The organism is Mesorhizobium sp. Arg314, from assembly GCF_053714275.1.
Window position 1 is genome coordinate 1 of record NZ_JBSKBP010000024.1, and the last position, 18,000, is coordinate 18,000.

Here is an 18,000-nt window from a genome sequence, read left to right on the forward strand (position 1 = left end):
AGTGAGGCGTTGGTGTTCCCTGGAACACCCCTCATCCGGCCGCTTCGCGGCCACCTTCTCCCACAAGGGGAGAAGGGGAAGTAGGCGCTAGCTAACCTCCGAAGTCCTCCGCCGCACGATCACCCCCAGTTCATCGCTCTCACGTGCGATGCGCAGGCGCTCCTCGGCTTCGGTCGCCTCGCGCTGGCGGTCCCACATCGAGGCGTAGAGGCCGTGTTTGGCAAGCAGCGCCGCATGGGTGCCGCGCTCGGCGATCTGGCCGTCCTTCAGCACGATGATCTCATCGGCCGAGATCACCGTCGACAACCGGTGGGCAATGACGATGGTGGTGCGGCCTTTGCTGACGAGGTCGAGCGCTGCCTGGATCTCCTGCTCGGTCTGAGTGTCGAGCGCCGAGGTCGCTTCGTCGAGCATCAGGATCGGCGGCGCCTTGAGGATGGTGCGGGCGATCGCGACGCGCTGCTTCTCACCGCCCGACAGTTTCAGGCCGCGCTCGCCGACCATCGAGCGGTAGCCGTCGGGCAGCTTGGCGATAAACGGCCCGATCTGGGCGAGCTCGGCCGCCTTGCGCACCTCCTCCTCGCTGGCGCCGACGCGGCCGTAGCGGATATTGTAGGCGATGGTATCGTTGAAGAGCACAGTGTCCTGCGGCACCATGCCGAGCATGGCGCGCAGGCTCGCCTGTGTCACATCGCGGATGTCCTGGCCGTCGATCAGCACCTTTCCGCCCTGCACGTCGTAGAAACGGAACAAGAGCCGCGAAATGGTCGACTTGCCGGCACCGGAGGGGCCGACGATTGCCACCGTCTTGCCGGCCGGCACCTCGAAGGAGACGCCCTTCAGGATCTTGCGGTTCGGGTCATAGGAGAAATGGACGTCGCGGAACTCGACCTTGCCGGGGCCGACCTTGAGCGGCTTCGCGTCTGGCTTGTCGACGATCTCCTGGGGCACGTCGAGCAGGTCGAACATGTGCTCGATGTCGGTCAACCCTTGCCGGATTTCACGGTAGATGAAGCCGATGAAGTTGAGCGGCACCGAGAGCTGGATCAGCATGGCGTTGATGAAGACGAAGTCGCCGACCGTCTGGGTGCCTGCCTGCACCTCCAGCGCCGACATGCACATGACGATGACGGTGCCCAGGCCGAAGATGGCGCCCTGGCCGAAGTTCAGCCAGCCGAGCGAGGTCCAGGTTTTCGTCGCGGCGATCTCATAGCGCGCCATCGAGCGGTCGAAGCGCTCGGCCTCCATGCGTTCATTGGTGAAATATTTGACCGTCTCGAAGTTGAGCAGCGAGTCGATCGCCTTGGTGTTGGCGTCGGTGTCGCTGTCGTTCATGTCGCGGCGGATCGAAATGCGCCAGTCACTCGCCTTGACCGTGAACCAGACATAGAGCCAGACGGTGACGGCGACCACGGCGACGTATTTCCAGCCATAGGTGAAGGCGAAGATGCCGGCCGTCAGCGCGAATTCGAGAATCGTCGGCGCCGTGTTCAGCATGATGAAGCGTACGATCGTCTCGATGCCCTTGGTGCCGCGCTCGATGATGCGCGACAGGCCGCCGGTGCGGCGCTCGAGGTGGAAGCGCAGCGACAGCTCATGCATGTGGACGAAGGTGCGGAAGGCGAGCTGGCGCACCGCATACTGGCCGACACGGGCGAACAGCGCGTCGCGCAGCTGGTTGAAGCCAAGCTGGATCAGGCGCAGCACGTTGTAAGCAATGACCAGCGCCACCGGCGCCAGCAGGAAGGACGGCAGCGGCGGCGGCGTCTTCGCGGCGTGGGCCAGCGCATCGGTCGCCCATTTGAAGAAATAGGGACCTGCGACCAGCGTCAGCTTGGCGACGACCAGGAGCAGCGTCGCCCAGGTGACGCGGGCTCTCAAGTCGGCGCGTTCGGCCGGCCACATATAGGGCCATAGATTGCGCAATGTGGTGAGGGTGTCGGCTTCGGCGGATACGGTCTTTTCGGCCACTAGTCTTGCCTTTTGAAGTGAGAGGGTCAGCGGCTGGGGCAGCAGGAGTTGACGAGGTCGGTAAGCGAGGCAGAAACGCTCGCAAGCGCTGAATGGTCGACCGCGTAGCGCGAGCGCTGGTGATCGGCCTCGAAGCGGACCAGCCCCGCCTCGACCAGGATCTTCAGATGTTGCGAAACGGTCGACTGGGCGAGGTCGAGATGATCGACCACTTCACGGCACGAGCAGCAGCGGCTGGCCGAGAGGCGCTTCAGGATCTCGATGCGCGCCGGATGCGAGAGCGCCGCCAGGCGCAGCGCCATGGCGCGGCTGTCGGCGCAGCGGGCTTCAGGGAGGGATTCGATCATCGTCCATCGGCGATAGACGATGGGGGATGACAGGGCAAGCTAGGCGAATGGGTAGATTGAGGTCGTTGAAAATGTGAGGGGTGCAACCATTCGCGATCGTCATCCTGGGGCGGAGCGACGCGGAGCGGCGCGCAGACCCCAGGATCCATGCCGTTACATCGATACATCCCGGGCGATGGAGAATTCAGACCTGTCCGCGCCGACGGATTCCGAACGGCGGCCATTTCTGCACCGCTGCATCCTTCGGCAGCCATCACGGCATGGATCCTAGGGTCTGCGCGCGTGGCTACGCTCCTTGCTTCGCGCTAGGATGACGAGGGCATCCCTACTCCGTCTTCGCCGGCGCCGTCGTCGACTGCTCGCCCATGGCCTTCATGTCGGCGGCCTCGCCTTCCTTCGAAGTCGAGGGCACCTTGAAAACCTGGCCCGGCCAGATGCGGTCGGGATCGCGGATCTGGTCCTTGTTGGCGAGATAGATGGTCGAGAAGCGAGTGCCGTGGCCGTAGACGCGGCGCGAGATGCGCCAGAGCGTGTCGTTGCGGCGGATGATGACGGCGCTATCGACATGTTCGAGCTTCGGTGCAACCGTCTCGGGCACGCCCGTCGAGGGCGTCGCTTCCGCGACCTTGGCCGGAGCTTCGGCGGCCGTTGCCGCTGCCGATTTCCCGGCTGGCTTGGTTCCAGCGGTTGCGGGAGCTGCGGGCGCTTCTGCGGCCTGGGACCCGGCGCCCTGGACCTGCGTGAGCTTGGGCTCGGCCGGCTTCGTCTCGCCGGTCTTTGTTTCACCTGGCGCGACGGCGGCGATCGACTCGCCGGGCTCACGCTCGAACGGTACGGCGGCGCGGGCGACGACCTTGACGCCATCGCTGTCCAGGCCATCGACATGGATGGTGTAGCTGCCCACCGGAATGTCGCGCGTCGCCTCGATCAGGAAATGGCCGTCAGGCGAGGTCTTGGCATCGCCGAGCAGGATGGCGTCGGCGTAGGCGCGCACCTTGCGGCCTGGGTCGGCGGTGCCGGCGACGAAGATCTTGCTGCCGTCGATCTCGACCGCTTCGACGGCGATCTTGGGCTCTGCCGCAGCCGTCGCGGCCGCCGGAGCGGAGGCCTGGCCGCCGGCGGCCGGAGCGGTCGCGGCCGGTGCCGAGGCCTCGCTGGACGCGGCCGGTGCCGGAGCTGTCGTTGCCGGAGCCTGGGCTGCCGGTGCCGCCGGCTTGGTCTCGGCCTCGGGAACGGTGATCAGTTGCGACGGCTTGCCCGGTTCCTCGACCATCGCCAGCACCTGGCCGGTCGGGCTCTGCGGCACCGAGACGACGGCGGTCTGGGCCGAGGCGACGGCAGTGCCGCCAACCGTCTGCCGCAGCGTGATCGTATAGTCGCCTGGCTTCAGCGGATCGTCGAGCACGATGGCGAAGGCGCCGTCGGGTCCGGAATCGGTCGAGCCGAGCACCGTCCCGCCATTCAGGATCTCCACCTTGGCGTTGGGCGCAGCGCTGCCGGCGACGACGATCGAGCCATTGCTTTCGACACGCACGACATCGAAGGTCGGCAGTGTCGGGCCGGCTGCGGCGGCGGGCGCCTGAGCGGGCGTTGTGGTGGCCGGGGCCGTCGCGTTGTTGGCCGATGCCATTGTGTTGGCCGGCGCCATTGTGTTTGCCGGAGCTTGCGGCACGCGCCCCTCGGTGCTCGTGCTCGAGGATTCAGCTGGCTTGGCATCTCCCTGCGGAAGCGTCGCGACCTGCGCCGGTCTCTGGTTGTTGATGTAAGGGTCGAGCGCACCCGACCCGTAGGCGACCGCCGCGACGACGACAACGCCGCCCGCCGCGAACAAAAACGCCTTAGAAGGATTGATAGCCATAATCTTATATTGCCCCCTTAGCCACCTAACGCCGGTCTAGCGTGTTTTGGCGAGTCCGACAAGAAAAAGCCCGCCCCTGGGCTTGACCCCGCCGACCGTCCCTATCACCAATCATCGACATGAACACGATTCGATCCGTCTGCGTCTATTGCGGCTCGTCTCCGGGCCGCGACGAGGCCTATATCAAGGCCGGCCACACACTTGGCCGTTCGCTTGCCAAATCCGGTTTGCGCCTGATCTATGGCGGCGGCACCAAGGGCATCATGGGCGCCGTCGCCGATGGCGCGCTCAAGGCCGGCGGCAAGGTCACCGGCATCATCCCGCGCTTCCTGATCAACAAGGAGGCGACCGAAACCGCGCTCGACAAGCTCGACGAATTGCTGATCACCGACAACATGCACGAGCGCAAGCACAGCATGTTCGAGAAATCCGACGCCTTTGTGGCGCTGCCCGGCGGCATCGGCACGGTGGAGGAGATCGTCGAGATCATGACCTGGGCACAGCTCGGCCATCACCGCAAGCCAATCGTCTTCGCCAACGTCAAGGGTTTCTGGGACCCGATGCTGGCGCTGCTCGAGCATATGTCGGCCGAAGGCTTCATCCACAGCGCGCAGCGCGTGAAACCGCTGGTGGTCAACGACCCGGAAGCGATCGTCGCCGCCATCATGGTGGCCGGATCGTCGGTCGACGCGCCGACGGAGGGTATGCGGGCGGTGATAGACAAAATGTAGGCAGCAGGGATTGGGCAGTAGGCAATAGGGAAGCTCCTCCTACTGCCTACTGCCTACTGCCTACTGCCTACTGCCTACTGCCTACTGCAATCCTCAAATCCCCAATCACCGCCCGCCGGTCCTTGCCGGCAACGGAACCGCCGCTATTGTCGGCGGCGATCCGAAACTACGGGAACCAAACATTCATGAAACTTGGTTTTGTCGGCACGGGCGCGTTGAGCTCGGCCATCGTCAGCGGGCTGAAGTCGCTGCCGGACGAGACGACGCCGGTGGTGGTCTCGCCGCGCAATGAGGAGATTGCCGCGGAGCTTGCCGCGCGCTACCCGGATGTGCGCATCGCCGCCGACAACCAGGCCGTGCTCGACCAGTGCGACACCGTCATGCTCGCGGTCCGGCCGCAGATCGCGCGCGACGTGCTGAAGGAACTGCGGTTTCGTCCGGACCATCACGTCGTCAGCCTGATCGCGACGGTATCGCGCGAGGAGATCGCCGGCCTCGTGGCGCCGGCGACGCATGTGAGCAAGGCCCTGCCGATGCCGATGATCGCCCGCCTGCAGGGCGCCACGATCATCTGCCCGCCGGACCCGATCGTGGCGGCGTTCTTCGGCAGGCTGGGCGGTGTGATCGAGGTCGAGGATCAGAGCGAGTTCGACGCGCTCACCGTCGTCACCGCCACCTATGCCAGCTATTTCAAATATCTCGACACGATCCATGCCTGGGTGCGAGGCCAGGGTGTTTCGGGCGACAAGGCCCGCGACTACATCACCAGCATCTACAAGGCGCTGGCCAATGCGCCGGATACGGCGCCGGACGAAGATTTCATGCATCTTGCGCAGGATTATGCGACGCGCGGCGGCATCAACGAGCAGGTGCTGCGCGAGCTGACCGAACGGGGAATGTTCGATGCCTTCGCGGAAAGCCTTGGCCGCGTGCACAAGCATATCGCAGGCAAATAGCCGGCGGAGGCAATGGAACTCATTCCGCGGCGCCAGCCGCGGCGGCGCGGCCGGCAGACCGCTATCCGTTTTTCTGCCGCCGGGTTGCCATCGCGCGAGTGCTTCTTCACGATTGCGGCGCGCGGTTCCAAGCATCGAAAGGATCATGAGATGAGCGACGACATCACCGGGGCCATCCCCGCCATCGACATCGCGCCGCTGTTCGGCCCGCCGTCGCTCGCCCGCGACGAGGCCGACCGCCAGATTTTTGCCGCCGCCTCCGGCATCGGCTTCATGACCGCGCGCGGCTTTCCAGGAGCGGAGCTTTTGACGCGCGAGCGGCGCGGCGAGCTTCTGAAGATCTTCGAACTGCCGGATGCGGAAAAGCGGAAGCTGCTGCGCTGGAATTTCGATGCGTCGAAATCGAACTATTATCGCGGCTGGTTCCCGCTGCAGCCGACCGCGGTGTCCTACAAGGAGGGCATCGACATGGGGCCGGACATCGCCCATGCCGATGCCGGGTTCGCAGCCGACGATCCGCTGCTCGAACGCACGCCGCTTCCCGCCGAGAACGATGTTCCCGGATGGAAGGCGGCGGCCGCGCATTACTACCGCTCGATGGAAAAGATCGGCGCGGCGCTGATGGCCTCGATCGCGCGCAGCCTCGGGCTCGAGGAAGGCACTTTCGACGGCCATTTCCAGGGCGGCATCTCGACGCTCAGGCTGATCCGCTATCCGCTGCGCACCGAGGACGGCTCGGTCGACCTGTCGAAGCCGGAATATTCGGTCATGCACAAGGGCGAGCGGCGGCTGGTTATCGGCCGCGAGCATGCCGATTCCGGCTTCGTGACGCTGCTGGCGCAGGATGGCGTCGAAGGCCTGCAGGCCAGGAACCATGCCGGCGAATGGATCGACGTGCCGCCCGCCGACGGCACGCTGGCGGTGAATTTCGGACAGTTGCTCGAACGCTGGACGGGCGGTGTGGTGCAGGCGACGCGCCACCGGGTGATCGCGCCGAAGGCGGCCCGCTACTCCGTCCCCTTCTTCTACGAGCCGCGTGTCGACGCCGAGATCGCGCCGCTGCCGATCAAGGGCGCCAGTGACTTCGCGCCCTTCCTTTATGGCGACTATCTATGGGAGTCGGCGACGAATTTCATCGAGATGGCCGGCGTCAGGAACCTGCGAAAGCCAAGGCGGCCAGCGGCCGCCTATCGCAATCGATGAAGGTGCAAATTGCGTTCGACTGATTATCTCGGCCGTCTCTTCGGCCTCGAAGGCAGGCATGCCTTCGTCACCGGCGCCAGCCGCGGGCTGGGCCTCGCCTTCGCCACCGCACTTGCCGGCGCCGGCGCGCGCGTCACCATAGGCGGCCGCAAGGCCGACGAGCTCAAGGCTGCCGGCGACCGTTTGCGCGCCGAAGGGCACACGGTGGCGGAAGCGGTGATCGACGTCACCGACACGCAGTCGGTCGATGCGGCCATAGCGGCGACGGAAACCGGCACCGGGCCGATCGACATCCTGGTCAACAATGCCGGCATCCAGCGGCGCGCGCCGCTGGAGACATTCAGCGACGCCGACTGGGACGAAGTGATGGCGACCAATCTCGACGGCGTCTTCAAGGTGAGCCGCGCCGCGGTGAAGGGCATGATCGCACGCCGCAAGGGCGTCATCATCAACGTCTCGTCGGTGCAGAGCGCGCTCGCCCGCCCCTCGATCGCGCCTTACGCGGCGAGCAAGGGCGCCATCACCATGCTGACCAAGTCGATGGCCGGCGAATGGGGCCAGCACGGCGTGCGCGTCAACGCGATCGCGCCCGGCTATTTCAAGACCGAGCTCAACGCCGCTCTGGTCGCCGACGAGAAATTCTCGAGCTGGCTCACCGGCCGCACCCCGATGCGGCGCTGGGGCGATGTGGAGGAACTGGCGGGTGCTGCCGTGTTCCTGGCCTCGGACGCCGCGAGCTTCGTGACGGGACAGACGCTGCTGGTGGATGGTGGGATCACGAGCGTGTTGTAGCGGGGCTTCACGCCGGCAGGCTTGTCACACCTGTCGACAGATGCGGCTCGACCGGTGCGGCTGTGGTGTCGCTCTTGGCGCTTGCGCCGGCCCTGCCCTTCACCATCCTGATCAGCACGCGATCCACCGACAGCCTGCCCGAGCCGCTGAGCGCCAGAATGAACATGCCGCCGGCGATGGCGAGATCCTTCTCGAAATGCAGCAGCTCGTTCTGGCTGGCGAAATTGGTGTGGAAGAGGCTGGCCGTCATCAGGCAGAACAGGCCGAGCCCGATCGCGCCCAGTCGCGCCAGGATGCCGAGCGCCACCGACAGGCCGGCGCCGAGCTGCAGTGCGATGGTGGCGACAAGCAGCGGCGTGCCGACGCCAAGCGCGGCCATGGCCTTTTGAGCACCCTCGAAATGGGTCGCCAGTTCCAGTCCCTCATGCACGAAGATCAGGGATAGAAGCAGGCGGCCGGCAAGCAAACCCACATCCCTGGCGTGAAGCTTCTCGGCAAGTTCGGTCGGTGTCATCGTCGGCTCCAGTCTTTGGAAACGGAAGGGCGCCGTGTCCCGATGGACGCCCACGCTCGAAGTTGAAAAAGGTCGGAGCCGGCGCGAGGGAGAGGAACGCCGGCTCCGGTTTTCGGGCACCACCGCCGCGGCGCCCAAAAAGTCGGTACTGATGAGGGCGAGGTCAGCGCCTCTCCGGCCGCTTCGCGGCCACCTCGCCCACTTCGAGGGGGCGAGGAAACAAGCCGCGCTACTTCGTCACCTTGGTGTCGATCGCCTGCTTCAGGTCCGAAAGCTCCTCGCAGCCCGCCGGGCAGAGCTTTTGCAGCGAGGCGAGCTGCTCGCCGGCCTTGGCCATGTCGCCGGTCTCGACATAGAGCTCGCCCAGATATTCATGCGCCGCCTTGTGGTCGGGCTTAAGCTCCAGTGCCTTGGTGTAGTAGGTCAGCGAGGTCTGGTAGTCGCCGGTCTTGCGCAGCGTAAAGCCGAGCAGATTGTAGACATCGGCCTGCTGGGTGTCCTGCGCAAGGTCGCGCAGGTCGGCCAGCGCGCCCTTGTAGTCCTTGGCCTCGATCTTGGCCTTCACGGCCGTCAGGTCCGGCGCGTCGGCGCCTTCGATGTCGTCCACGGCGTAGGCCGGGACGGCGATGCCGATCGGGGCCGCGGTCAAGACCGCAATGGCGCCGAGCACCGCGAAAAGTGCGTGTTTCATGGGAGTTGGTTCTTTCTGTTCAGGATCCGATTCAGATCAGATCTGGGTTGGGGTGAAGGCGTAGGCGTTGCCGTCCTTGACGAAGCTGCCTGTGCCGGGGAACGGGAAGTGCGAACCGCAGATGCGGACATTGTCGGCGATCACCTGGTCGACGATCTTGTGGCGCGTGGTGATCGCCATCGGCCCGTCCTGGTCATAAGCGCCCTGCCATTCGGGATGCGGGGCGAGCAGCGCCGGCACATACATGGTGTCGGCCGAGACGAGGAACTGCTCGGAGCCGGCATCGACATGGTAGACGGAATGGCCGGGCGTGTGGCCGGGCGCCGCCATGAGGCGGATGCCGGGCACCACTTCCGTGCCGTCGTCGACAAGCTTCCAGTTCTTCCATTTCGGGAAGTTTTCGGCGATGCGCTTGCCCGCCGGCTTGCGGCCCTCGGGCAGCTTGGCGAGCCGGCTCGGATCGGTCCACCAATTGTACTCGGTGGCGTTGACGATGAGCTCGGCATTGGGGAACACCGGGTCGTTGGTGCCCTTCTCCATCAGGCCCCAGACATGGTCCGGGTGGAAATGCGAGATCAAGATAGTGTCGATCGCCTTGTAATCGATACCGGCGGCCTTCATGTTGGCCGGCAGATGCGTGGCGTTGGCCTGCCACTGGCCGACGCCGGAGCCGGCATCCATCATGATGGTGCGGCCGTTCATCTGCAGGACGACGACGGTGAGCGGGATCGGCATGAACTCGGTGGTCAGTCCCGCCTTGGCGAGTGCGGCCTTGGTGTCGTCGACCGACACGTCCTTGATGAAGGCCGGGTCATGCGGCTTGCGCCAGATACCGTCATAGACGGCGGTGACCTCGAGCGAACCGACCTTGTATTTGTAGAAGCCGACCAGCGGCTCGACCGGGGTTTCGGCGTAAGCCGAGGGAGCGAATTCCAGCTTGCCGGCAATGCCGAAGGCGGCAGCGGCGGCGGCGGATCCGAGCACCATGCGGCGTGTCATGTTGAACATCAGAAATCTCCTCTTGTGACTGCGGTTGGCGGTGGAAGTTTGAGAGAAATGGCGGAGGGCCCGGTGCTGCCCTCCGCCGAGACTGCGGAAAACCGGAGCCGGCCGGCCCAACTGAAGGCCGGCCGACGCCGGAGAGCTCAGCGACCCCAGATGCCCTGGCCGGGCTCATCCGCAGCAATCTTGGCCGCCGGCTTCGTATCGTGGCGGTTCATGTCCTGCTTCACGATGGAAGCGGTGGTGGTGGTGTCGACAGCGGCGGCCTGCTGGCCGGCGGCGGAGAAGTGGTCGCTGCCGGCAAAGGCGCTGCCAGCGGCAACGAGGATGGCGACTGCGGCAAAGGCGATCTTGTTCATATGCGTATTCCTTCCGGGTCGGTTGGATGCGTGCCTTGGAAGGATGGCCTCGCTACTCAACAAGACCCGGAAGGCCCGGGCTTTATTCCCGAGGCGTGGAAGAATTTTTGGGACGCCCGAAATCAGGACTGAGGCCACCTGAGCGTCGGCCGTCATCGAACTGTCACACCCAAACGGGTCGCGCATGCTAAAAACGCTGCCTGGCCGCCCCCGCGACCCCGACCGCATCAAGAGCCGGCGAAGCCGCCATGAACATCGCCCTCCCCTCCGAAGGCACCGACCTCTCGCCCTACCTGCCGGACGAGCACGGACTGTTCTTCATCTACTATTTCAAGGCCGACGGTGCCCGCACCAAGGACCCTGCCGAGGCGCATTGGACCTGGCGCAGCTACCAGATCACCGACATGCGTGCCCGACAGGAGATCGGCGCCGAGCAGGCTCTGCCGGCGCCAGTGCGCGAAGCCTTCATGTCGCCCAGCCACGGCTGCCAGATCGATTTCGCGGACGACTTCCTCTATGGCGACCTGCCCGACCTCAGGCACGATTTCGCGGAAGCACGCGGGCTCACCCATTTCCGCTTCGCCTTCAACGACAGGATGCTGATCGGCGCCCGCAAGCAGCCGCTGGAATCGGTCGACAAGATCCGCAAGCTGGTGGAAAGCGGCACGCGCAAATTCCGCACGCCGTCCGAGCTGATCGAGGCGGTGATGGGCCAGTCGCTCGACGGCATGGCGGTCGAGCTCGACAAGATGGGCGACACGCTCGACGGCATCGAGGACCGCATCGTCTGCGATGCATGGCACAGTGAACGCCAGGCGCTGGTCGACGCGCGCCGCCAGTTGGTGATCATCCACCGGCAGATGGCGACGCTGAGCAACCTCTTCCGCCATCTCGACCATTCGCATCGCGACGACCTCCCCGATCCGATCAACGACATGGCGACGAGGCTCTCGCACCGGGCGCATTCGCTGCATCACGACGGCGAGCAGTTGCAGGCGCGCACGCGTCTGTTGCAGGACGAGCTGATGGCCAAGCTGACCGAGCAGTCGAACCAACTGCTCTACATCCTCTCCGTCATGACGGCGGTGCTCCTGCCGATGACCATCATCTCCGGCCTGTTCGGCATGAATGTCGGCGGATTGCCGCTGGTCGACACGCCGTTGGGATTCTGGGTGGTGACCGCGATTTCGGTCGTCATCGCCGGCATCGTCTATATGATCGTGCGACGGCTCGGGCGAGTCTGAGGCAATTGGAACTACGCTGTTGCCCGCAGATCCTCGACGATGGTGCCCGCAGCGCAAATCTCCGCGTCATGGTCGGGTTCGCGCCATGTCTCGGCAAGCGCGGAAGCGTACCATTCGCGCATGGCCGGCAGCTCGAGCAAGTGCTTCGGATAGCCGGCAGCGATGCCATCGACGGCCAGCCCGTAGGATTTCAGCCGAAACGCGACGGGAGCAAAGAACGCATCGACGGCGCTGAAACGATTGCCGGCAAGGAACGGGCCGCCGAAGCGGGCAAGGCCGTCATTCCACAAGTCGCCGAGGCGGAAGAGATCGTGCTTCAGCGCGCCCGATATTTCGAACAGCTCGACGCGCACGCCGCAGCTCATCGAGCATACGCCGCGCAGGGCGTTGAAGCCCGAGTGCATTTCGGCGGCGGCAGAGCGCGCCCAGGCGCGAGCCTTGGCGTCCGGCGGCCAAACGCCCGGATGGCGCTCGGCAAGATACTCGACGATGGCAAACGAATCCCAGACCGCCCAGCCGTCGTCGACCAGGCAGGGCATACGGCCGTTCGGCGACAGTTGCCGGTAGACATTCCAACTCGACCCTGTCGGCAAAGGGTTCACCCGTTCCTCGAACGGAATACCGAGAGTGCGCATCAGCACCCATGGCCTAAGCGACCATGAGGAATAATTCTTGTTGGCGACATGCAGAACGTACATCGGTCCACCCTTGCCTTATCGTGCCGCGGGAGCCGGCTGGCGGACCTCGCGGCCCCTGAACATCGACCACGAATACATCGCCAGCGCCGTCCAGATCAGCGCGAAGGCAATGGCCTGGGTCTTACCGAACGGCTCATCGAAGATCAGCACGGCGATGAGGAACACCATGGTCGGCGCGATGTATTGCATGATGCCGATGGTGGACAGGCGCAGCAGCCTGGCGCCGAAGGCAAAGAGCAGCAGCGGCACCGCGGTGACCGGACCGCAGCCGATCAGCAATGCGGTGTCGGCACCGGTGCCGGAAATGAGATGATCCTGGCCGGTGGCGATCAGATAGACGATGTAGCAAAGCGCCGGCACCGACAACAGCAGCACTTCGAGCAGGAAGCCCTGGCTCGGGCCGATCGGCAGCGTCTTGCGGAAGAAGCCGTAGGCGGCGAACGAAAAGGCGAGCGCCAGGGACACCCAGGGGAGTTTGCCGGCCTCGACGGTGAGCACCGCCACCGCGACCGCCGCCAGCGCCACCGCTGCGATCTGCAGCCGGTCGAGCCGCTCGCCGAGCAGCGCGGCACCGACGACGACGCTGACCAGCGGATTGATGTAGTAGCCGAGCGCGGTCTCGACGGTGCGGTCGACCGCGATCGCCCAGACATAGATGCCCCAGTTGATCGAGATCAGCACCGCCGTCAGCCCCGCCATGGCAAGGCTTTTGGGCGAGCGGATCGCCGCCTTGAAATCGGCGGTGCGGCCGGCCCAGATGAGCACCGCCGCGGCGATCGGCACCGACCAGACGACGCGGTTGGCGATCACCTCGGCAAGCGGCAGATGCGCCACCGCCTTCATGTAGAAGGGTAGCAGTCCCCAGAGGAAATAGGCACCAAGCGCCAGAAGGAAGCCGCGGCGGGCCTTGGCGTCCTGATCGAGATCGGCTGTTGCGGTAACCATGGCCTAACGCTATGGCCCAGCGGATCGCCCAAGACCATCGCAAAATTATGATGGATCAATGGACTTTTGGTGATGGTTCAACCTACTCCGCCGCCACCAATCCCGCCATGTCGCGGTTCTTCATCAGCTTGTAGATGATCGAATCCATCAGCGCCTGGAAGGAGGCGTCGATGATGTTTTCCGACACGCCGACCGTCCACCAGCGGGCGCCGGTGGAATCATGCGATTCGACCAGGACGCGGGTGATGGCCTCGGTGCCGCCATTGAGGATACGCACCTTGAAGTCGGCAAGCTCGAGGTCGACGATCTCGCTCTGGTATTTGCCGAGATCCTTGCGCAGCGCGATGTCGAGCGCGTTGACCGGGCCGTGGCCTTCGGCCACCGACATCTTCTCCTCGCCGTCGACCAGCACCTTCACGATCGCTTCCGAGACCGTCTTCAACTGGCCGTTGGCGTCGAAACGGCGCTCGACCATGCAGCGGAAGGAGGTGACGTTGAAGAACTCCGGCAGGCCGTGCAGCATCTTGCGCGCGAGCAGCTCGAAGGAAGCGTCGGCGCCTTCATAGGCATAGCCTTCGGCTTCGCGCTCCTTGACGACGGCGATCAGCGAGTCGAGCCGGTGATCGTCCTTGGGCACGTCGATGCCGCGCCGCTTCAGCTCGGCGAGGAAGTTCGCCTTGCCGCCCTGGTCGGAAACCATGACGCGACGGCGGTTGCCGACGGCTTGCGGCTCTACGTGCTCATAGGTCGCCGGCTCCTTGGCCAAGGCAGAAGCATGAATGCCGGCCTTGGTGGCGAAGGCGGAGGAGCCTACATAGGGCGCCTGCGCTTCCGGCGCACGATTAAGCAATTCGTCGAAGGCGCGGGAGAGCCGCGAAATGCCGGTCAGATCTTCGGCCGAAATGCCGGTTTCGAAGCGGTCGGCGAAGGCCGGCTTCAGCGCCAGCGTCGGGATGATGGAGATCAGATTGGCGTTGCCGCAGCGCTCGCCGATGCCGTTCAGCGTGCCTTGGATCTGGCGCACGCCGGCCTCGACGGCGGCAAGGGAATTCGCCACCGCCTGGCCAGTGTCGTCATGGGCATGGATGCCGAGATGGTCGCCCGGAATGCCGCCGGCGATCACCGTCTCGACGATGGCGCGCACTTCCGAAGGCTGCGTGCCGCCATTGGTGTCGCACAGCACAACCCAGCGCGCGCCGGCGTCGTAGGCGATCCTGGCGCAGGCGAGCGCATAGTCCGGATTGGCCTTGAAGCCGTCGAAGAAATGCTCGCAGTCGACCATCGCCTCCTTGGCCGAAGCGACCGCCGTCTCGACCGAGGTCCTGATCGACTCCAGATTCTCCTCATTCGTGCAGCCGAGCGCCACGCGCACATGGTAGTCCCAGCTCTTGGCGACGAAGCATATGGCGTCGGACTTCGACTGCACGAGTGCCGCAAGCCCGGGATCGTTGGAGGCGGAGACCCCTGCCCGCTTGGTCATGCCGAAGGCGACGAACTTCGCGTTTTCCGTCCGCTTCTTCTGGAAGAAGGCGGTGTCGGTCGGATTGGCGCCCGGATAGCCGCCTTCGACATAGTCGATGCCGAATTCGTCCAGCAGCTTGGCAATGGCGATCTTGTCCTCGACGGAAAAATCGATGCCCGGCGTCTGCTGGCCGTCGCGAAGCGTGGTGTCGAAGAGATAGAGGCGTTGCTTTGTCATGATGGCAAGGCGCTTGAGCACCCCCCTCTGGCCTGCCGGCCATCTCCCCCGCAAGGGGGGAGATCGGCAGCTTTGGCGACGGCGCTCGTCCTCCAGCGTCGGCGATTGGCGAAAGCAACGGCGACATCCAATCTCCCCCCTTGCGGGGGAGATGTCCGGCAGGACAGAGGGGGGTGTGACGGAACGCCGTACATTGGCTATTTCTTCCCCGCGAACCGATCCGTCGCCCGGATCAGTTGGTCCAGAATCCCCGGCTCCGAATAGGCATGCCCAGCACCCTCGATGAGGTGGAAATCGGCCTTTGGCCAGGCCTTGTGAAGCGCCCAGGCGTATTTTGCCGGGCACGGCATGTCGTAGCGGCCGTGGACGATGGTGCCGGGGATGTCCTTCAGCTTCCAGGCGTCGCGCAGCAACTGCCCTTCCTCCAGCCAGCCGGCATGGACGAAATAATGGTTCTCGATGCGGGCGAAGGCCACCGCATAGTCGTCCTCGCCGAACTTGTCGCTGGTCTCGGGCTCCGGCAGCAGCGTGATCGTCTCGCCTTCCCACAGGCTCCAGGCAAGGGCAGCCTCGACCTGGGCCTTGCGGTCGGAGCCGACCAGCCGCTTGCGGTAGGCGGCCATCATGTCGCCGCGCTCGGCCTCGGGGATCGGCGCCAGGAAACGCTCCCACTTGTCGGGGAACATTTTCGAGACGCCGAACTGATAATACCATTCGAGCTCGGCGCGGGTGAGCGTGTAGATGCCGCGCACGACCAGCTCGCTGACGCGCTCGGGATGCGTCTCGGCATAGGCGAGCGCCAGCGTCGAACCCCAGGAGCCGCCGAAGACAAGCCATTTGTCGAAGCCCGCCATCTCGCGCAGCCGCTCGATGTCGGCGACGAGATGCCAGGTGGTGTTGGCTTCGAGCGAGGCGTTGGGCGTTGATTTTCCGCAGCCGCGCTGGTCGAACAGAATTACGTCGTAGAGTTTCGGGTCGAACAGGCGCCGGTGTTTCGGCGAGATGGTGCCGCCCGGACCGCCATGCAGGAACACCGCGGGCTTGGCGCCCTTGGTGCCGGACCGCTCCCAATAGATGGTGTGGCCATCGCCGACATCGAGCATGCCTCTTTCGAACGGCTCGATCTCCGGATAGAGGGTGCGCAAGGAACTGCCGTGGATCGTCATAGTTTCAAGCCCTGCTGCGGCCAGTTGGCCGTCTCGTGGTCGGGATGCTGGAAGGAGATGATCTGCTCCTGCCGTCGATAGAAATCGGCGTCGTCGTGGACCGGCGCCTCGAAAATCTTCTCCACCCAAGGCAGGCGAACCGCGTAGTTGACCTGGATCTGGGGCGCGAGGTCGGAGCGGTCGTCGAAGGCGCCGATGGCGATCTCCAGCGCGCCCGGTTGGCGATAGGTCAGCGGCGTGCCGCAGCGGGCGCAGAAGCCGCGATCGATATTGACCGAGGACTGGAAGTAGCTCGGCTCCTCGTGGGTCCATTCGACGCCGTCCTTGGGCACCGTCACCAGTGCGCCGAAGAAATTGCCGAATTGTTTCTGGCACATGCGGCAATGGCAGATGGACGGGCGCCCGAGCTTGCCCTTGATGCGGAAGCGCACGGCGCCGCACTGGCAGCCGCCGGTTCGAACTTGATCGGTCATGGTCTTTCCTCCGGCGGCCATTGGTCGGTTTCGTGATCGGGATGCTGGTAGGAGACGAGCTCGGCTAGATAAGGCGCTGACGAGACATCGCCCATCGTCTCTTCGGACGGCAGTTTGGGGATGCCGTCGACATAGGCAAGTTTTGCTTCGACGCCCCACTGGATGGTCGGCGCGATGCCTGACGGATCGTCGAAGGCGGCGATCGCAAGCGCCACGCCGTCCGATGCCTCGAACGTAAGCGGCGTGCCGCATTCGGCGCAGAAGCCGCGCCAGGCGGCATTGGACGAGCGGAAGCGTTTCGGCTCGCCGCGCGTCCATTCGAGCGTGGCGCCGCGCACCGAAACCAGCGGCAGATAGAAATTGCCGCTCGCCTTCTGGCACATGCGGCAATGGCAGACCGAGGCGTCGCCCAGCGCCCCCTCGACGCGGAAGCGCACCGCCCCGCACTGGCAGCCGCCAGTGTAGACCGGCCGGTTGTCGAGGCTCATCGCTCGCTCCTGGTCATCGGCCGGCTCATGGGTTCACTCCGGATCATGGCAGACCGCCTCGACATTGTTGCCGTCCGGATCGAAGACGAAGGCGCCGTAATAGTTGGGATGATAATGCGGGCGCAGGCCCGGCCCACCATTGTCCGTGCCGCCGGCGGCAAGTGCAGCGGCATGAAAGGCATCGACCTCGGCGCGGCTGCGCGCGGTGAAGGCGACATGCTGGACGGCCTTGGGCTTGTCCGTCCCGCCGCTCAGCCAGAACACCGGCCGGTCGCGGCCATAGCCGCCAACCTTGGCACCGCCGGTATATTCCTCCGGCACCATGTAGAGCAGCGATGCCCCCAGCGGCGCCATCGCCTTGTCGTAGAAGGTTTTGGATGCATCGAAATCGGCGACGTTGATGCCGAGATGATCGATCATGGGACGAGCTCCTCGGTTGGTGGCGCGGGCGCATCGGCCAGGCCGGCCACGATGACGATGTGCTGGCATAAATTGTCGATATCGCGGATCACGTCGTCGTTCCAGAAGCGCAGGATGGTCCAGCCACTGGCACTTAGATAAGCGCTTCTTTCGTCGTCACGTCGTGAGTGATCCACGTCGGCATGCTGGCTGCCATCGACCTCGACTATGAGGCGATGAGCCGAACAGGCGAAGTCAACAATGTAAGGCCCTATCGGAACCTGCCGTCGAAAGCTCATCCCCATCAGCCGATGCGCGCGCAACTCGTTCCAGAGCTTCAGTTCCGCATCGGTCATAGCGCGCCGCATCGATTTGGCGTTTTTGCGCTGGCGAGATGGAACGCGGTCGTGGCCCATGCTCAGGCCTCCGCAAGCTGGAGACTAGCGAAACCGAACGCGAGAGCT

General features: G+C 64.8%; 20 protein-coding genes. 5 read left to right on the plus strand and 15 right to left on the minus strand.

What is annotated here, in order from left to right; all coding sequences use genetic code 11:
- Positions 1–87: 87 nt before the first annotated feature.
- From ACWGS9_RS22740 to ACWGS9_RS22750, 3 genes are all read right to left on the minus strand, one after another.
- The gene (locus tag ACWGS9_RS22740; RefSeq protein ID WP_454507362.1) at positions 88–1,971 is read right to left on the minus strand and encodes an ABCB family ABC transporter ATP-binding protein/permease; all 1,884 of its coding nucleotides are present in this window, start codon (positions 1,969–1,971) and stop codon (positions 88–90) included.
- Positions 1,972–1,997: 26 nt separating this feature from the next.
- The gene (locus ACWGS9_RS22745; RefSeq protein ID WP_454507363.1) at positions 1,998–2,318 is read right to left on the minus strand and encodes an ArsR/SmtB family transcription factor; all 321 of its coding nucleotides are present in this window, start codon (positions 2,316–2,318) and stop codon (positions 1,998–2,000) included.
- Between the two features lie 325 nt (positions 2,319–2,643).
- Complete coding sequence (locus ACWGS9_RS22750) at positions 2,644–4,176, minus strand: LysM peptidoglycan-binding domain-containing protein (RefSeq protein ID WP_454507364.1); 1,533 nt, start codon at positions 4,174–4,176, stop codon at positions 2,644–2,646.
- A gap of 119 nt (positions 4,177–4,295) precedes the next feature.
- On the opposite strand from ACWGS9_RS22750, the gene ACWGS9_RS22755 reads away from it, so the two are divergent.
- The 4 genes from ACWGS9_RS22755 (at position 4,296) to ACWGS9_RS22770 (ending at position 7,858) form a co-directional block, all read left to right on the plus strand.
- Positions 4,296–4,907: an LOG family protein gene (locus ACWGS9_RS22755; RefSeq protein ID WP_454507365.1), complete on the plus strand. Its 612-nt coding sequence runs from the start codon at positions 4,296–4,298 to the stop codon at positions 4,905–4,907.
- 185 nt (positions 4,908–5,092) lie between these two features.
- On the plus strand, positions 5,093–5,863 hold the full coding sequence (locus ACWGS9_RS22760) for a pyrroline-5-carboxylate reductase (protein WP_454507366.1): 771 nt from the start codon (positions 5,093–5,095) through the stop codon (positions 5,861–5,863).
- A gap of 150 nt (positions 5,864–6,013) precedes the next feature.
- A complete protein-coding gene (locus tag ACWGS9_RS22765; RefSeq protein WP_454507367.1) occupies positions 6,014–7,066 on the plus strand; it encodes an isopenicillin N synthase family dioxygenase in 1,053 nt (350 codons plus the stop codon).
- 9 nt (positions 7,067–7,075) lie between these two features.
- Positions 7,076–7,858 (plus strand): glucose 1-dehydrogenase, encoded by a 783-nt coding sequence (locus ACWGS9_RS22770; RefSeq protein ID WP_454507368.1) that lies wholly within the window; start codon positions 7,076–7,078, stop codon positions 7,856–7,858.
- Positions 7,859–7,865: 7 nt separating this feature from the next.
- Here ACWGS9_RS22770 and ACWGS9_RS22775 read toward each other — a convergent pair whose 3' ends face one another.
- From ACWGS9_RS22775 to ACWGS9_RS22790, 4 genes are all read right to left on the minus strand, one after another.
- Complete coding sequence (locus ACWGS9_RS22775) at positions 7,866–8,372, minus strand: DoxX family protein (protein WP_454507369.1); 507 nt, start codon at positions 8,370–8,372, stop codon at positions 7,866–7,868.
- Between the two features lie 229 nt (positions 8,373–8,601).
- A complete protein-coding gene (locus ACWGS9_RS22780) occupies positions 8,602–9,063 on the minus strand; it encodes a tetratricopeptide repeat protein (RefSeq protein ID WP_454507370.1) in 462 nt (153 codons plus the stop codon).
- Between the two features lie 36 nt (positions 9,064–9,099).
- Positions 9,100–10,071 (minus strand): MBL fold metallo-hydrolase, encoded by a 972-nt coding sequence (locus ACWGS9_RS22785; protein ID WP_454507371.1) that lies wholly within the window; start codon positions 10,069–10,071, stop codon positions 9,100–9,102.
- Positions 10,072–10,208: 137 nt separating this feature from the next.
- Positions 10,209–10,424, minus strand: coding sequence for a DUF680 domain-containing protein (locus ACWGS9_RS22790; protein ID WP_454507372.1), 216 nt, complete (start codon positions 10,422–10,424; stop codon positions 10,209–10,211).
- 248 nt (positions 10,425–10,672) lie between these two features.
- Between ACWGS9_RS22790 and ACWGS9_RS22795 the strand changes: the two genes are divergently transcribed.
- Positions 10,673–11,668, plus strand: a complete 996-nt coding sequence (locus ACWGS9_RS22795; RefSeq protein WP_454507373.1) for a transporter — start codon at positions 10,673–10,675, stop codon at positions 11,666–11,668.
- 11 nt (positions 11,669–11,679) lie between these two features.
- On the opposite strand, the gene ACWGS9_RS22800 is transcribed toward ACWGS9_RS22795, so the two are convergent.
- The 8 genes from ACWGS9_RS22800 to ACWGS9_RS22835 form a co-directional block, all read right to left on the minus strand.
- Positions 11,680–12,366, minus strand: a complete 687-nt coding sequence (locus ACWGS9_RS22800; RefSeq protein WP_454507374.1) for a glutathione S-transferase N-terminal domain-containing protein — start codon at positions 12,364–12,366, stop codon at positions 11,680–11,682.
- Positions 12,367–12,381: 15 nt separating this feature from the next.
- A complete protein-coding gene (gene rarD, locus ACWGS9_RS22805; protein WP_454507375.1) occupies positions 12,382–13,311 on the minus strand; it encodes an EamA family transporter RarD in 930 nt (309 codons plus the stop codon).
- An 82-nt stretch (positions 13,312–13,393) separates the two neighbouring features.
- Positions 13,394–15,010, minus strand: coding sequence for a citramalate synthase (gene cimA / locus ACWGS9_RS22810; protein WP_454507376.1), 1,617 nt, complete (start codon positions 15,008–15,010; stop codon positions 13,394–13,396).
- A gap of 197 nt (positions 15,011–15,207) precedes the next feature.
- Positions 15,208–16,176: a prolyl aminopeptidase gene (gene pip / locus ACWGS9_RS22815; protein ID WP_454507377.1), complete on the minus strand. Its 969-nt coding sequence runs from the start codon at positions 16,174–16,176 to the stop codon at positions 15,208–15,210.
- Positions 16,173–16,649 (minus strand): GFA family protein, encoded by a 477-nt coding sequence (locus ACWGS9_RS22820; RefSeq protein ID WP_454507378.1) that lies wholly within the window; start codon positions 16,647–16,649, stop codon positions 16,173–16,175. Before ACWGS9_RS22820 ends, pip begins: the two co-directional genes overlap by 4 nt.
- Entirely contained in the window at positions 16,646–17,137 is a 492-nt protein-coding gene (locus tag ACWGS9_RS22825) for a GFA family protein (RefSeq protein ID WP_454507379.1), read from the minus strand. Before ACWGS9_RS22825 ends, ACWGS9_RS22820 begins: the two co-directional genes overlap by 4 nt.
- Before the next feature lie 33 nt (positions 17,138–17,170).
- Complete coding sequence (locus ACWGS9_RS22830) at positions 17,171–17,557, minus strand: VOC family protein (protein WP_454507380.1); 387 nt, start codon at positions 17,555–17,557, stop codon at positions 17,171–17,173.
- Positions 17,554–17,952, minus strand: coding sequence for an endonuclease domain-containing protein (locus tag ACWGS9_RS22835; RefSeq protein WP_454507381.1), 399 nt, complete (start codon positions 17,950–17,952; stop codon positions 17,554–17,556). The genes ACWGS9_RS22830 and ACWGS9_RS22835 overlap by 4 nt, the downstream gene beginning before the upstream one ends.
- Positions 17,953–18,000: the final 48 nt, after the last annotated feature.